Genomic DNA, 15,424 nt, shown 5'->3' on the forward strand with positions numbered 1-15,424 from the left:
CGTCCCAGCTGGGTCACGGGACCTGTCCCCGTGACCCATTTTTATTTACGACATTTACTCCGCCCGATGCTGAGATGACACTACCGGTGATAAAGTCTGAGTTTTCCTCGCAGAGAAAGGCTATGATTCTGGCGATATCTTCGCCGGTGCCTGGGCGGCCGATTGGGGTTTGAGGATCTTTTCGTGTACGAGCAGTGGTGATGGTCGCTTCTTTCATATCGCCAGTGATGTCTCCCGGGCACACCATGTTTGCAGTAATTCCGTACTCGGCCTCCTCAAGAGCAATCGATTTGGTGAGCGAAACAAGTCCAACCTTCGCAGCACTGAAGGCAGCTCGATACATCCAGCCAGGTGAGTTTTCTGCATCTTGAAAGCCATAGGTGATGATTCTGCCGAATTGCTGGATTCGCATCACAGGAATCGTCAGTTTAAGAAAATGAAACACCGAACTCAGGTTACCGTCAATCATCTCATTCCACTCGTAATCCTCGTAATCTACTATCTTCTTCCGTTCAAAAATATACGGGCCAGCGTTGTTAATCAGGTAATCGATACGGCCAAAGCGGTCCATTGCTTGGGTAAAAATGTTGGTGATGTCCTCCTTTTTCGTGACGTCACCTTGTACGAATTGAATGCATTCCAAATAGTGCTTCCACTCTTTTTTAAGCTCTTCAACACGTGCCACGTCACTCCTGTAATTCACCGTCACAGAGCAACCCATTTTCAAAAATTCCTCTGTTACCTTTCTGCCTAAACCCTTCGTTCCCGCTGTAACAATTGCATGTCTCACCAATCTCACCTGCCTTTCTGGGATAGAGATGGGACAGAGGGATCTGTCCCCGTGACCCATCCTTATCGATTTAATAGTGTTAGGAATTCGAGGCGTAAGTCGGAGCGCTCCTCGAATATGCCTCTTACGGCTGTTGTTGTGGTTTCGGAGTTTGTTTTTTTGATTCCACGCCCACACATACACATGTGCTTCGCTTCGATAACCACCATCGTACCTTGTGGCTGAAGGATTTCTTCAATGGCTTCCGCAATTTGGTTTGTTAGCGTTTCTTGAACCTGGAACCTTTTTGCATAGCCTTCTACCATTCTCCCAATCTTGGAAAGTCCGGTCACTTTTTTATCCGGTATGTAGCCGACATGTGAGACCCCAAAAAACGGTGCAAAATGATGCTCACACATGGAGTGGAACTCAATATTTTTTACAAGCACAAGCTCGCGGTGTGCAACATCAAATACCTTTTTCAGATGGTCTTTAGGATCTTCTTGATAGCCTTCGGTGTATTCGAGAAATGCTTTGAGTACCCGCTGCGGCGTTTCGATGAGCCCGTCACGTGTCGGGTCGTCCCCACAAAGTTCGATTAACTCCTTTAGCGCATCCGTAACGTGTTGAGCTTGTTTGATTTTTTCTGGCTTCCCTTCAAATATACGAGGAAATTTTTCAATTATGTTTCTTTCAGCATCTATTAAAGACATGTGTCGAACCTCTTTTCGTCAATGTAGGCAGTGATTAAAGATGTACTTCTCCTTTCGGACGGGATTTCCTTCCTACGAAAGGACTATTTGGGTTACCTCCCCAAATACACCTGCTCCGCTAACATTGGCACGAGGTTGTCAAACACATGCGTGTTTCCGCTCTTATCGACCGAATATCCGCCGTAAAACGGACTATCTTTATCATCATTTCTGAACGCAATCATTCGACGGTAAATCTGCTCCGCTAACTCTTTTTCTCCTATTTCCATACTGTACATGAGCAAAAATCCGTAAACCGATGGAGATTCATACTCGACAGTCGGCTGACCATTCCCTAATTTATACCGGCCGTAAACCACACCCTCAGACATTTCCTTTCTTACAAACTCTAAAAAGTCCTCCGACACAATCCCGACCTTTGCCTGGTGATAGGCAGCCAGCGCCTGATCGACCATATGAACCTCCTCGGCGAAACGATAGCCTCGGGCCCCGTACGATTTCGGATAAAATCCTGCCTTTATAGGTGCCTCTCTTAAAATTCCAATCGTCCGTTGAGCCGTTTCCTCATCAAGCAGCCCCCGCTCCCACATTGACTCAATCGCAACCGGGTCAATATAGGACAAACTTAACGTTTTCCCGCTATATCCATACTGTGAATCGTAATAATCAGTTAAAAAGCCTGACTGGGACTGGTTTTTCCAAAACTCACCGATATTCACAGCGGTCGCTCCATAGTCCCCGCCCCATTTTTTCTGGGCTTGTAACAAGGCTTCCATGATTCTTAAGTCATCTACCAGTGCATTTGTATAGACCTCACTCGTCCCCAATTCATTCAGTTTCCAATATATAAATCCATCTTCCTCCATAAAATAAGCAACCAATGTTTGATACGCTTTTTCAAACAGCTTTTGGTCGTCCGCCACAATTGCGTATTGCATCCAAAGGCCGAGCGACTCTGACAGCGCCTCTCTTCCTTTTGCGAGGTCTGTGTCGAACTCTTCGTCTGGAAGAACATAGGTCGCAATCGTTCCGTTCGAATTCATCAGCCATTTTTCAATAAAGGCCTGGGTAGGCGACAGGGATTTATTATTCCAAAATAATAAAGTGACGCAAACAACGATAACTATGACGAGTAACGCAGCGACTGTTCTCACCCCTTTAGCCTGAACTTTCACCTTTAACCTCTTCCTTCACAGTTTTTTGGGACGAGGGACCTGTCCCTGTGTCCCCCGAGCCACCGGCACCCCGAGACGAGCCGACGATAGCCCCAGACGAAACCCCCGATGAACCAACCGCGCCCGCCCCTGCGAATCTCTTTGTTTTGTACCATTTGACTTCTTGGCGGAGGAGGACTCGCTTTAGTTCCAAGAAGGTTGCGTAGGCGACGAGGAGGATCCAGAGCTGGGAGTAGGTAAAGTACATGAGGATGACGGTGAAAAATGTTTTCGTATTGAGTTGGTCTTTTTCCATGCTGAGGGTGAGGATGCCCTCGGATACGAACAGCAAAAATCCAAGTATCAGCAGGGCGTATGATACATACCCAATCGATAGGTTCAAATCGATAAATAGATTCGTAACAAAAATGACGTGTGACACCATTACGCCGCCAAAGAATAATAGATACGTAAAGAAAAAGTAAAACAGGTCGACACCGACTTTTTTATTTTTCAGCTTAAAAAAGCGGAGCATGTATTTCGCGATGACGTAAAGATTGCCGCGCGCCCAGCGTGTGCGTTGTCGCCACCACACCTTTAATGTCTCGGGCTCTTGTTCCCACGTAACTGCCTCTGGGAAAAAGCGGATGTAGTAGCCGAGATCGTAAACACGAAAACTGAGTTCGGTATCCTCTGACAACGCCTTTTCATCCCAACCGCCAAGCTCCTCGAGAATCGACCTTCTGATCGCAAAATTCGTTCCAGGGATGGTCGTCATTTTAAACCAATACCATCTTCCCGCTTGGGCGAGCCACTGAAATGTGAGTGTCTCGATGTTGATTAACCGTGTTAACAGGTTTTTACCCGCATTGATGACACGAAATTTTCCAACACTCGCACCAGCCTGAGGATCATTCATTAACGCAATTGCGTGCCAGTAAACCGCATCTGGCTCCGGGGTATTGTCGGCATCATAGACACAAATAATGTCGCCAGTAACTTGTGCAAAGCCGATGTTAAGTGCGGCCGACTTTCCTTTTCCACCAAACGGTGGCTTCGTGTGGATGGCTTTTATATAAGGATAGTTCCTTGTAAACTCATCGACGATTTCGCCAGTTCGGTCACTTGAATTATCGTTAATCACAATCACTTCAAGCCGGTCAAGCGGATAGCGCAAAGAGCACATCGACTCGAGTGTATCGCGAATCACAACCTCTTCGTTGTGCGCCGGAATGAGGATGCTTACCCTTGGAAACGGGGTGCGATTTTTCTCCCATTCGCGTGCTTTTTTCCGATGCCTGACCGAATGGAGGTAACCACCCTGCATCAAAAACATGTGGTAAAACAGCATCGACCAAATCAAAAAGAGGGAAATATACATAAATGTGTCAGCCATAATACTCCCTCCTCCATTTCCATCGTAAAAATAGTCCATATAGGGTAAAAAGGACAACAGCAAGCGCACCAGCTCCGACCATCACCCATGTCAAATGCTGCGCAAGGTCCTTGATTCGATAAAGCAGATAGCTCGGGGATGATGCGAAAAGACCCGTATAACTGATGTCCACATTGACGCGGCCCTCTCCAGACTCAATCGTGACATTCTCGGAGCGAACGGTGTTGACCCGCTCCTTCAGGTCAATCCACTCGACATTCGGGATTTTTTCCAACTCTGCTAAAAGCTTTTGAAAGACCTCCACCTTAAGAAATGGATGGTAGAATCCAGCAACAAAGCCGTCACGCATAATCGAGTAGCGGTGCGCTTCCTTGATCATCGATTCAATCGAGTTCGGATCCTTAGGGTCAACAAAACCAATTGTTTCCGGCAACAAGGTCATACCACGGAACATACTTGGCGTCGTTTCAGCCGGCGCGGTCCCCATTACCTCCCAGTTCTCGTCACTGAGCTGGACCTGACCGACGTAAGTTGAAAAATGTTCCGACAAAACGTTGTACCCATTCTGCGACATCGTGTAATGCGGCGCCTCAAACGCAAGTGGGAACAGCCCGTAATTCACAAGTTCTTCAATCCCGCGCTGAATTTTTTCTTCTATATATTCCGTCTCGAATTCGAGCTGACTTTTTCGGAATGCCTCATATTCAGCATCAGTCGCGAAATCACGGCGCGTTTTTTTTGCGACATCTTCATTTGCCTTATGGTAAATTGGCATATTGTTGTTGACATCCCAAAACTCAAAGCCCTCTCCAGTCTCACTTGCTTTGAATTGATGGGTGTAACCATGGAGCACAATGCTGCCACCGTTGTTTTGCATATATTTTAGTGCCTTTAAAAGATTAGGCGAGTCTGAAAAATGGTACTCTTTTTCTGTATGCGGATTGGTATAAACCGGAATGACCGCAACCATATAAGGAATCTGTTTTTCTTTTAAAATCTCTGCGATTTCCATGACCTTTTTTGGGTCCGCCATTGGGTGAATGTCTTCTAGCCGGATATAACCTGGGCGAATGTGGTTATGCTCATCCTCAAAGACCGTATGAAGCGCATCTCCAAGGAAAATCGCCTTTGTGTATTCAATAATCGGAGACGCGTAGTAATAGGTTTGATTTTTTCCGAGAAACAACGGGTACTCGTTTTCCGCACCATGACTTGCTTTCACTATTGTTTTAGCGCCCTCAGCTGTCACCTGCAGGATGCTCTGCGGAAAAATATTGATGGAGTCCGTTTCGTTTGATATTTTCGAAACCGACACTTCTCTTTCAACCTTCATAAAAGAAAATCGTTCCGCGAGCTGCTCTGAGTTGTGTCCTATAGCAACGAGAGTTCCGTTAAAATTCGTTAGTGCCTTTTTAAAATTTTCCGTTAGTGTTTCCTTGATTTGCCCGTGATAAAAGAGGTGTGTGACACCAGCTAGATCCCTGGGGTCAACCTCCTTAGTACTTTTAAACGTAATGTCATCCGTAAAATGCCCGACAAGAAGATCCAGCACCCGCTGCTGATCCGTTATCTCTCCCGTCTGAGACGAAAACACCACCAACACCCGGTGAGACGAGGGACCTGTCCCCGTGTCCCCATGGGTCAAAGGGACAGGTCCCTTGTCCCAGGCTCCAAGAAGTAGTATAGCGAGTAAAAGTGGAATGATCCTCATGTCGATTCACCTCTTTTTAGGGAGACAACCGCAATGAAAAGTGTGAATGCGGCTCCCATAATTACCCAAAGTGTATTATCGCGAAACAAATGGAATAATTCGGCTAGGGATAGAGGAATCACCGTCTTGTCGACGAATGAATCACGGTCGATGTCCCAATCCATTTTGCCGTTATCCGATTCGATCCAAATTCCCTCTGCTTTCACTGTGTTCTTCAACTTTTTCAGGTCAATCCACTGGACGCCCGGTATTTTTTCAAATTCATCTAGGATTTCAATCAGTCCCCGCGTACCCAAGAACGGATGATAGAAGCCGCCAATGACGCCATCTCGAACAGTTGTAAAATCATGAATGCGCGACTTCATTTCCTGAATCGACTGTGGGTCCTCATAGCGCACATAGCGAATCGTCTCGGGCAAAAGCTGCATTCCATGAAGATAGGTCGGTTTCGTGATATACGGCGACTCGGTCATGATGCGCCAGTCCTTGTCTGTCAGTTGAAGTTGGCCGATGATTGTTGAAAAATGCTCTGACAGTAATTTGTAGCCGGTTTGGCTCATCGCATAATGTGGTGCCTCGAATGCGAGTGGGTAAAGCTTATACTCGACAAGATCCTGGAGCCCCTGTTGAACCCGATTTTTGATGTACTTTTGTTCATTTTGAGTAATTGGCGAGTTTTGTGTTGCATCCCAAAACTCGAAACCATCACCGGTTTTCGCATTTTCGTATTGGTCCGTGTACCCATGAAGAATGATGCTGCCACCATTGTCCTGCATGTATTTGAGGGCCGCACGAACATCAGGCGTATCCTTAATGTGGTACTCCTCGTCCGTTTGTGGGTCGAGATAGACAGGGATGACCGACACCATATACGGAATGTCACGTCTCTCTAGGATTCTCGCAATCTCCATCAACTGCTTCGAATCTGAAGCCGGATTGACGTCCTCCAGTCTGAGATAGGCCTGAGTGGGCGCTTGGTGTTCCGTGTTGAAGACCTCGTGCAAGGCCTCAGCTAAAAAATTAGAGATAGGCGGAAACAAATTATTTGTCGCGTAATAATATTTATTTTCCTTTTTGACTAGGAGTGGGTAGGATTGGGTGGCTTGCTTTGCTTCGATTAAAGTGGCTGCGGTTGTTTCTATTTGGATGATGTTCGTAGGGTCGACCTTAATTGTTTTGTTTTCTTCTGGAAGATAGAGTTCCTCGGTGTACAGCTCGGTTTGGCTTGCTTTTATAAACGGAAAAATCGCATGTTGCTGTTCGATATTGAGACCAATTGACATGACGGTTCCGTCGAATGCGGCCATGATTTCAATAACCTTGGGTGGCAGTTGTTCCTGTGTTTGTCCATAGTAAAAAAGGTGGGTCACACCCTTCATATCCCCTGCTCCAACCTCGTTGCTACTTTTGAACGAGATGTCTTCTGTAAAGTGGCTTATCAACATGTCCAGAAGGCGCTGATGCTCATCGACTTGGTTAGTTTGCGATGAAAAGATGACCAACACTTTCGGATCTTTCGCGGCCGCTTTCGCTGTTGGTGCATAAATGAGCCCAATCATTAGGGCAATGCTCATGATGATTTTCCAATTAATGTAGGTTCGCTGATTCATACCGTTCCCTCACATATAATGCGTCCTATCATGAGTATTCAGGTTGGAAGGGCATTGGACAAGCCACTACGCTGTCCTCCCCTCCATTCCTCCCACCCAGAAGAAAATGGTCCTTTCGCTGAATGAAGAAATACTCATATAAGTAAACTTATGAACCCCTATTCCAATTTAGTATCACAAATGAACAAGTTCTCAAAAAAGAATTTGTGGGTTACAGGGACAGGTCCCGCTACAACTGCCCCCCTAATTTCGACAGACTTCGATTAAACCACCTTACTTCTTGTACTACTTTTGTAGTATTTTGTTTGAAATGGTACAGTTTTCCATTCTTTTTCATTGCGATACGGAATGTTTTATGAGTAAAATTTTTTATGAATTATGTCAAAAGTTTAATAAAATTAAAGATTTTTAGTTTTGGGGGGCTTTCTTTTTATGGTTTCAAATGAAGTAAAAAATGAGGAGCAAAGGAGGGATTCTCATTTAAGCCAGTTGGCTTCGGTTGGCCAAATTGCGGCGGGGATTGCCCATGAGGTGCGAAACCCATTGACTGCCGTAAAGGGATTTTTGCAACTTCTTCAGAAAGAGGAGGAGCATGCTTATCTTGATATTGCGCAGAGTGAACTTGAAAATGCGCTTGTTACCTTGAACAATTTGCTTCAGGTGTCCAAGCCTGATTTGGAGGACGAGGACGCGCAATCGATCCATCTTGCTACAGAGTTGGAATCTATTTTAAACCTATTTTTAGATAAATTATATGAAATTGAGATTGTGACGGACTTCCAAAGTACAGATGCAACGATTGTCGGCAAGAAAAATCAGTTTAAGAAAGCCTTTTTTAACCTGATAAAAAATGCAATTGAATCCATTGAGGGGTCGGGAAACATTTCGATTACACACCGTGCTGACGAAAAGGAAGTTATTGTGATTATACAAGATTCGGGTGTAGGTATCCCGAAGGAAAAAATGAATCTGCTCGGGACACCATTTTTTTCTACAAAGGACGCCGGAACCGGGATGGGGCTTGCTCAGGTGTTCTCCGTGGTCTATCAGCATGGCGGTGATATTTCGGTTAAAAGCGAAGAAAATGTAGGAACAACTTTTACAATTAAACTACCAAGGCATCACAATACGATAAATCGGGGTGTACGAAAATTGGACGTTGTTTACAAAGATTCAATTAAAGAGTTTTTCCTTGCAAACAAAATATCTTTTGAAGAAAAACTACTTGAAGAAGCCATTAATGTGAAGGATAAAATCAAGGATATTCATAGAATCGGAAACATCAATCTTCTCGAGAACGCGCACAAACTCGTACTCTATATCGTCGAAGAGCGTGAGCATGAATTGATTACATTCGCAAAACAAGAAGGAGTCGCTTGGGCAAAAAATTCACTGACAGTTGCGTTTAAGCTTGAGTGGGTCCAAGCCATTCGCCGCACACTTTGGGACTTTCTGTACAATTATGATTTATTATCAGATATTGAAACCAACCGTGATCACTTCTTTGCACTTGAAAAAAGGATAAATGTTCTATTGGACTATTTCTTTACACACTTTTTCATCAGCTACTCAAGGTTTAAGGACGAGCTACTTGAATCGCAGAGACAGCTCGTTGAAAATCTGTCTGTGCCGATTATTCCTATTAATCAGGAAACGCATATCATTCCGCTAATTGGAGGAATTGATAAGATTCGTATCTTGACAATTGAGGATAAAATTTTGGCTAGCATTGAAAATGAACATATTCGCACGCTGATTATGAATCTATCCGGGGTTGCATTCATGGAGGATGAGGTCATTTTTCGGTTTATGAAGTTGATTGAGGGCGTTAAAATGATGGGTTGCCAAACGGTCCTCACCGGGATCCGTGCCGAAATTGTGAAAAAGATGATTGCATTGGACGTCAGTATTGCGGATATCGCGGATTCGAAAGGAACGCTGCAGTTGGCATTGAATGATTACTTGTTTACCAGGGTTGCTGCGGAGTAGAATTATTTTGGCACTGGGACGAGGGACCTGTCCCTCTGACCCACCGACCCTCCTCCAACTTAAAAAGGCCTTCAGAATTTATCTGAAGGCCTTGATTATTTTAGAAATTAGTATTTTCAATGACCATGGCGATTCCTTGGCCGCCGCCGATGCAGAGGCTAACTGCTGCGTATCTTTGGCCACGGCGTCTTAGTTCGTATGCTGCTGACAGGAGGATTCGTGCGCCACTTGCACCGACTGGGTGGCCTAATGCGACAGCACCACCGTTGACGTTTGTCTTCTCTCTATCTAGTCCAAGTTCTTTTTCGACTGAGAGGTATTGGGCGGCAAAGGCTTCGTTCACCTCAACCAAATCCATATCAGCTAAACTGAGTTCCGCACGCTCTAGTGCTTTTTTAATTGCTGGTACTGGTCCGATTCCCATGATGGTTGGATCGACCCCCGCTACTCCCCACGAAACCACTTTCGCAAGAGGTTTGAGTCCATTTTCGTGCACAGCTTTTTCACCTGCAACAACCACCGATGCGGCACCATCGTTTATGCCCGATGCATTCGCCGCGGTAACTGTTCCGTCTGATATAAACGAAGGACGCAGTTTGCTTATCGACTCCAAGTTCGCGTTTGGCTTGATGTGTTCATCTTTATCTATAAAAATACTACCTTTCCTCGTCTTCACCTCGACAGCAACAATTTCTTCTGCAAAAGTTCCGTTCTCGGCCGCCCTGGATGCCCTCAGGTTCGATTCAATCGCAAATTTGTCTTGTTCTTCACGAGAAATGGAATACTGTTCTGCTAGTTTTTCAGCTGTCATGCCCATACCTTTCCCTGTGTATTGATCGGTCAGGGTTGTTAGCAGCATGTCTTCAAACTGTAGATTGCCCATTTTTGACCCGCCAAATCGCTGCTTAAAATTCGCGTACGGGGATTGGGACATGTTCTCTGTTCCCCCTGCCAGCACGATGTTGGCGTCACCTACTAAAATATGATGAGCGGCGGAAACCACCGATTGCAGACCAGACCCACAAAGGCGGTTGACCATAAACGCAGGAACTTCCTGAGGAACGCCACTATGTAGAGCGATATGCCGTGCCAGGTAGGATGCATTTTTTTCCGTATGAATAACGTTTCCGTAAATCACATGATCAATTTGCGCCGGGTCGACCTTAGACCTCTTCATAGCCTCAACTGCTGTTGCGCGACCTAACTCGGTTGCTCCCGTCCCCGCAAACGATCCTCCAAAACTAGTGAACGCCGTACGGGCTCCATCAATAATAAAAATTGGTTCCATGACAATACCTCCTTTTATCACTAGTTTACCATGATACCACTTATATGTAATGAATATTCTGACTAATATTTCTTTGGAAAGAGGCATACATTGCTGCACACCTAATCTTAGACTCATTCAGTTGTCTTATGTCGAATCGTGGTTGCACTTCTGTCGATTCAGGGTTGCTATATTTTTGTCGAATTCTGGCTGCTCAAATCCGGGGAAGAAATATGAAAATATGAGAGCTATGTATTGAAAATGAAACGCTAGGATTATGATAAGTGGTGTTTATGGAAGTAGGGTCGCTGCGTTTCAGCAAAGCGCTTGTAGGTCTTAAGTAGTATTTCTGTTTTTATAATAATCGATTATTCGACAAAACATCTGTGAACTTGGTCACATTTTTCAACATTTTTTGCAATTTTTTCAAGTTTTTTTCATTTCGATTTATTCAAACGTGAAGTTTCGCTTTACCATACGTTACATACGGCACCCTCCCCGCCCCCTCTTACGTGAAGTTTACCATTTGGACTCCCCACCTTGTAACCTAGTAAATTGGTGTTACCGGCGGAATATATGAGGAACGCGTTCTTTAAAAGGACCATTTTACATGGAATTTGAGGAACTGGCAGAACAGTATAAACCATTAATTTTTCAGGTGATCAAAAGCTTGCGCTTGTACGGAGACAGGGAAACATTTTTTCAGATTGGTTTGATTGGACTTTGGGAGGCATCGACCCGCTTTAACCCTGGGAAAGGTGTTGAATTTTCGACATTTGCCTTTTCAACCATTCGTGGGAAACTCCTGGATCATTTAAAAAAGGAAGCTCGCTACCAGGAGCACTGCCAGCCTTCAGGGGAGCAGATTTTCATGAACTTTGCAGATCGTTCGGAGGCTTATCAAGTGGATTTGATCGATATGTATGGGGAAAAATTAACGAAAAATCAGGTGAAGTGGGTTCAAGGGCGGATTATTGAGGATAAAAGTTATAAAGAAATTGCAATTGAGCACGGGGTTACAGTGGAATCGGTGAAGTCTTGGGGAAAACAAGCGGTTAAAAAGTTGCGCGAGATTATTATTGTAGAATAGTAATTTTAGGGGTGTTTTTCCCAAACAAACATTTGATTGAATTACAATTTTTTGTTCATACAAATGTTTGTTTGAATTTTATATTAGTTAGTTTACGAGATTGCTAGTTCAAACAAACGCTTAATTGAATTTAAACAAGCGCTTGTTTGAGTTTCGGGCTCATTTTTCGAGGATAATGAATGATTAGGATTGTGGCAATAGGCAACAATGTATGGTGAGGTGAGAACATGATTAAGAGGTTGCTGATTCTCGCAATCATTGTGGAGCTTGGCGTGTTTTGGGTTGTGATTCAAGAAAAGGAAACGGTCCAAGTCCAAGCGACAAAATTGCCGCAACGCGAGCTTCATTTGAATATGAAAAAGGTCCCTGCTTCTGAACCGGAACCAGCGGTTGAAACAGCGGCGACTTCTGACCCTTTGGTGGTAATAAAAGACAAATATACGGTTGAATTCGAGAGTCTGGAGAAGGAAACAAAGAAGAAGGCAAAGGAATTGCTGGCTCAGGCCAAGGCAGACTTTATTGAGGAATCCGCTGATGGAATCGCCGCATTGCAGGTCATGAGCAGCTATTATAACGAGTTCAAGACACTAGAAAAGGATACTGATGTGGCGTTCGAGAAGATCTATTCGGAGCTTGAAGCCGAACTAGAGGCAGGCGGCTTTTCGAAGGATGAGGCCACCCCATTCCGGGATGAGTATGAGGAAAAGAAGAAGAAAATGTTGAAAAAAGCGCTCGAGGTACAGGGAAGTTATGAGTGAGGGCGTGGGGTTGTGAGCTGAGTTGGGCGGGATTTTGCCATGAGTTAATGGAATTGCGCACTATGTCCGAGGAATTGCGTTTTATTCGGCGGAATTGCGCACTAAGTCCGAGGAATTGCGCTCTATTCGGCGGAATTGCGTTTTAAGCTCGACGAATTGCGTTATAACCATTTTAGGAACTCCCCCGTTGTTAATTACGCTGTAGAATCGGCTATAATAAAGAAGTTCAGGTGCATCAATACAATTACATGCCGCAAAGTTAGCGGCTAACCAATGTCTTGAGAATCACAAAAATGAAGTAATCACCCAAAAACCTTTGGACTAGGTGGGGCGGTTACTTTTTTTGTTTGCAACAATATTCATTTTTTTCGCTACTAATGCTACCTCAACAAGTTGAATTAAGCGGTTATTATGATTATAATAAAGCTATAATAAAAAAGATCAGGTGCGCTAACACCTGATCAACACAATTACATGCCGCAAAGTGAGCGGCTAACCAACATTGAAGTTTAACGAAATGAAGTAATCACCCAATTACCTTGGTGGAGGTGGGGCGGTTACTTCTTTTTGTTTGCAACGAACAACATTACCACAATTGTGATGACTCCTAGCAAAACTAGATTAGCTTGCATTGCCACGGACATTGCCTCATATGTCGTCATTTTTACCACCTCCCTTCAACCAGGAAGTGGCTAACCGCCCACCCGCTTTATGTAACTGCAACTCTATTTTAACATTTCAGATAATAGATTACTAGTAAAATTAGAACGTTTGTTCCCTTTTTGTTCTCCCTTCAAAAATATTATTTTTGCGCGATAACAGTTACAAGATGTGGTAGAATTATAAAAAAAATTAAAAAAGGAGCACCTACCTTGAACTTATTTGACAAGTTAGTTTCAACTTATGATCTATCATTAGATAAAAACGGCGTAAGTGGAGAGCGTTTGGCGTCTCGCCTGTCTGCTCTTTCAGAAATTGGGTTAACCGCAGACAACGGTTCACATCGTACTGGATTTTCCCCCGAGGAAAAGGCAGCAAAAGATTTGGTAAAGCAATGGATGGAGGAAGCAGGTCTCGTTGTAACTGAAGACGGAGCTGGAAATGTTTTCGGCCGTATCGATGGCAAAAATCCAAATCTACCAGCGCTTATGTCTGGTTCCCATGTTGATAGTGTTCCAAACGGTGGACATTTCGACGGTCCACTTGGTGTGCTTGCGGCGCTTGAGGTTGCTAGTGCATGGAAACAAACGGGTTTTGTGCCAGAACGACCATTTGAAGTGGTTATTTTTACAGATGAAGAAGGCGCCCGTTTCAATGGAGGCTTTAGCGGAAGTGCAGCAATGATTGGGGAAGTAACAAGGGAAGAATACATTAAGAAAACGGACTTCAATGGCGACTCTTTTACAACCGTTTTAGAGAATATTGGACTTCCGGTAGACGGATATTTTAATTCAAAAAGAGATCTGTCCAAACTTGAGGCGTTCGTAGAGTTACATATTGAGCAAGGAAAAAGATTAGAGAAGGCTGGGGTCCCAGTTGGAATAGTGACTGGAATCGCTGGGCCATGTTGGTTACGAATGACGTTTTCGGGACTTGCCGGACATGCGGGTAACACGCCAATGAATGACCGCAAGGATGCATTGGTTGCTGCAAGCCAGTTCATTCATGAGGTCCAATCTCTGCCTGGCCAGGTGAGTTCATCAGCGGTCGCAACTGTTGGTAAAGTCGATGTGCTTCCAAACGGCGCAAACGTCATACCGGGTGAAGTTCGCCTGACAGTCGACATTCGTGATATCCAAAAGGAAACACGTGACCGACTTATTGATATGGTGATTGAAAAAGCACAAACCATTTCTGAGGCACATGGAATTGAACTTCAATATGAAGAAACTTTCCGTGAAGCACCCGTTCCGATTAGTGATGACATGCAGAAAAAGCTTGAAAAATCAGTTGTTGCCCAAGGAATTGATCCAGTCTATTTACCAAGCGGTGCCGGCCACGACGCGATGATTGTGGGACATGTCCTGCCAGTAGCGATGATTTTTGCTCAGAGCAAAGACGGCGTTAGTCACAACCCAGCTGAGTGGACTTCCTTAAATGACTGCGTTCAGTCCGTACATGTATTGAAGGATTTTGTGGAGAAATATGATAATTGATGAACCATAGGGACGGTTCTCTTGGTTTTATGAACCAGGAGAACCGTCCCCATGGTACCCCAAAAGGATGCACGGTTTTCCGTGCATCCTTTTCATTATTCCTGCCAAAAAGCTGGGACAAGGGACCTGTCCCCTTGTCCCAAATTTTATTTTTCAAATCGGGTTTTGATGTGGTCGTACCCTTTGAAAATGTGAGTGCGGACTGCTTGTTTGGCGTTGTCGATATCTTTTTGCTCGATGTGTTTTATGATTGCTTCGTGTTCTTCAATGATTTGTCTCTTCCGCTCTTCGCTATACGAAGTGACAATTCGATTGTGAATCACGACGTCTTTGATCTGATTGTATAGGTTCATAAGTGTTGGGTTATCTGCGTATTCATAGATCAAATCGTGCAATTTTGTGTTTAGTTCAACGTATTCTGTGTGCGACTCACAGGTAATGGATTTTTTTACACATTCCTTTAACTGCTCAATTCCTTCTGCATCTATTCTTGGAATCGCAAGTTCGACTGCTAGCTCCTCTAAGCTCGTTCTACATTGGTAAACATCGAGTATTTGCTTCGAAGTGAACTCCTGTACAATTGCACCCTTCCAAGGAACAATCGTGATTAACCCTTCTGCAGACAATTTTCGAAATGCCTCACGAACCGGCGTGCTACTAACGTTTAACTGCTTGCTCACCGTCGCTTCGGTAATTCTTGTCCCTGGTTCGATGTCACCATTTACAATGGAAGTTTTTAATTTTTCATATACGATTACATTTAGTGGCTGTCTTTCAACAGACTCGAGGCCTGGAAGTTTCATATCATTCC

11 protein-coding genes and 1 pseudogene are annotated in these 15,424 nt (G+C 44.4%); 4 read left to right on the forward strand and 8 right to left on the reverse strand.

Features of this window, described 5'->3' with window-relative positions; all coding sequences use genetic code 11:
* Positions 1-13 precede the first annotated feature (13 nt).
* The 6 genes and pseudogenes from ACFSFW_RS16125 to ACFSFW_RS16150 form a co-directional block, all read right to left on the reverse strand.
* A complete protein-coding gene (locus ACFSFW_RS16125; RefSeq protein WP_388039774.1) occupies positions 14-790 on the reverse strand; it encodes an SDR family oxidoreductase in 777 nt (258 codons plus the stop codon).
* 62 nt (positions 791-852) lie between these two features.
* The gene (gene folE, locus ACFSFW_RS16130; RefSeq protein ID WP_388039776.1) at positions 853-1,482 is read right to left on the reverse strand and encodes a GTP cyclohydrolase I FolE; all 630 of its coding nucleotides are present in this window, start codon (positions 1,480-1,482) and stop codon (positions 853-855) included.
* 92 nt (positions 1,483-1,574) lie between these two features.
* Complete coding sequence (locus ACFSFW_RS16135) at positions 1,575-2,636, reverse strand: hypothetical protein (protein WP_388039778.1); 1,062 nt, start codon at positions 2,634-2,636, stop codon at positions 1,575-1,577.
* Positions 2,637-2,790: 154 nt separating this feature from the next.
* Positions 2,791-4,032 (reverse strand): annotated as a pseudogene (locus ACFSFW_RS16140) (glycosyltransferase family 2 protein); the annotation flags it as partial.
* The gene (locus tag ACFSFW_RS16145) at positions 4,025-5,743 is read right to left on the reverse strand and encodes a DUF2334 domain-containing protein (RefSeq protein WP_388039780.1); all 1,719 of its coding nucleotides are present in this window, start codon (positions 5,741-5,743) and stop codon (positions 4,025-4,027) included. The gene ACFSFW_RS16145 and the pseudogene ACFSFW_RS16140, both read right to left, overlap by 8 nt.
* A complete protein-coding gene (locus ACFSFW_RS16150) occupies positions 5,740-7,353 on the reverse strand; it encodes a DUF2334 domain-containing protein (protein WP_388039782.1) in 1,614 nt (537 codons plus the stop codon). The genes ACFSFW_RS16145 and ACFSFW_RS16150 overlap by 4 nt, the downstream gene beginning before the upstream one ends.
* A 432-nt stretch (positions 7,354-7,785) precedes the next feature.
* Here ACFSFW_RS16150 and ACFSFW_RS16155 point away from each other — a divergent pair, with 432 nt between their 5' ends.
* Entirely contained in the window at positions 7,786-9,342 is a 1,557-nt protein-coding gene (locus tag ACFSFW_RS16155; protein ID WP_388039784.1) for an ATP-binding protein, read from the forward strand.
* A 100-nt stretch (positions 9,343-9,442) separates the two neighbouring features.
* On the opposite strand, the gene ACFSFW_RS16160 is transcribed toward ACFSFW_RS16155, so the two are convergent.
* A complete protein-coding gene (locus ACFSFW_RS16160; RefSeq protein ID WP_388039786.1) occupies positions 9,443-10,630 on the reverse strand; it encodes an acetyl-CoA C-acetyltransferase in 1,188 nt (395 codons plus the stop codon).
* A 589-nt stretch (positions 10,631-11,219) separates the two neighbouring features.
* On the opposite strand from ACFSFW_RS16160, the gene ACFSFW_RS16165 reads away from it, so the two are divergent.
* The 3 genes from ACFSFW_RS16165 to ACFSFW_RS16175 all read left to right on the forward strand — a co-directional run bounded on the left by ACFSFW_RS16165 (position 11,220) and on the right by ACFSFW_RS16175 (position 14,613).
* Positions 11,220-11,699 (forward strand): sigma-70 family RNA polymerase sigma factor, encoded by a 480-nt coding sequence (locus ACFSFW_RS16165; RefSeq protein WP_388039788.1) that lies wholly within the window; start codon positions 11,220-11,222, stop codon positions 11,697-11,699.
* A gap of 227 nt (positions 11,700-11,926) precedes the next feature.
* Positions 11,927-12,457, forward strand: a complete 531-nt coding sequence (locus ACFSFW_RS16170; RefSeq protein WP_304220068.1) for a hypothetical protein — start codon at positions 11,927-11,929, stop codon at positions 12,455-12,457.
* Positions 12,458-13,329: 872 nt separating this feature from the next.
* Positions 13,330-14,613 carry a M20 family metallo-hydrolase gene (locus ACFSFW_RS16175; RefSeq protein ID WP_304220067.1) on the forward strand — a complete coding sequence of 428 codons (1,284 nt, stop codon included), beginning with the start codon at positions 13,330-13,332 and terminating at the stop codon, positions 14,611-14,613.
* Positions 14,614-14,759: 146 nt separating this feature from the next.
* Here ACFSFW_RS16175 and ACFSFW_RS16180 read toward each other — a convergent pair whose 3' ends face one another.
* Complete coding sequence (locus tag ACFSFW_RS16180; RefSeq protein WP_304214018.1) at positions 14,760-15,416, reverse strand: GntR family transcriptional regulator; 657 nt, start codon at positions 15,414-15,416, stop codon at positions 14,760-14,762.
* Positions 15,417-15,424 lie beyond the last annotated feature (8 nt).

It is taken from the genome of Ferdinandcohnia salidurans (assembly GCF_042680725.1).
In the GTDB taxonomy this organism is placed as follows: domain Bacteria; phylum Bacillota; class Bacilli; order Bacillales; family Bacillaceae_L; genus Ferdinandcohnia; species Ferdinandcohnia salidurans.

What these genes read in the sequence shown, in the direction of transcription:
- folE (WP_388039776.1), bottom strand. Translation starts at nt 1,482, where the DNA reads ATGTCTTTAATAGATGCTGAAAGAAACATAATTGAAAAATTTCCTCGT.
- ACFSFW_RS16145 (WP_388039780.1), bottom strand. Translation starts at nt 5,743, where the DNA reads ATGAGGATCATTCCACTTTTACTCGCTATACTACTTCTTGGAGCCTGG.
- ACFSFW_RS16150 (WP_388039782.1), bottom strand. Translation starts at nt 7,353, where the DNA reads ATGAATCAGCGAACCTACATTAATTGGAAAATCATCATGAGCATTGCC.
- ACFSFW_RS16155 (WP_388039784.1), top strand. Translation starts at nt 7,786, where the DNA reads ATGGTTTCAAATGAAGTAAAAAATGAGGAGCAAAGGAGGGATTCTCAT.
- ACFSFW_RS16160 (WP_388039786.1), bottom strand. Translation starts at nt 10,630, where the DNA reads ATGGAACCAATTTTTATTATTGATGGAGCCCGTACGGCGTTCACTAGT.
- ACFSFW_RS16165 (WP_388039788.1), top strand. Translation starts at nt 11,220, where the DNA reads ATGGAATTTGAGGAACTGGCAGAACAGTATAAACCATTAATTTTTCAG.
- ACFSFW_RS16170 (WP_304220068.1), top strand. Translation starts at nt 11,927, where the DNA reads ATGATTAAGAGGTTGCTGATTCTCGCAATCATTGTGGAGCTTGGCGTG.
- ACFSFW_RS16180 (WP_304214018.1), bottom strand. Translation starts at nt 15,416, where the DNA reads ATGAAACTTCCAGGCCTCGAGTCTGTTGAAAGACAGCCACTAAATGTA.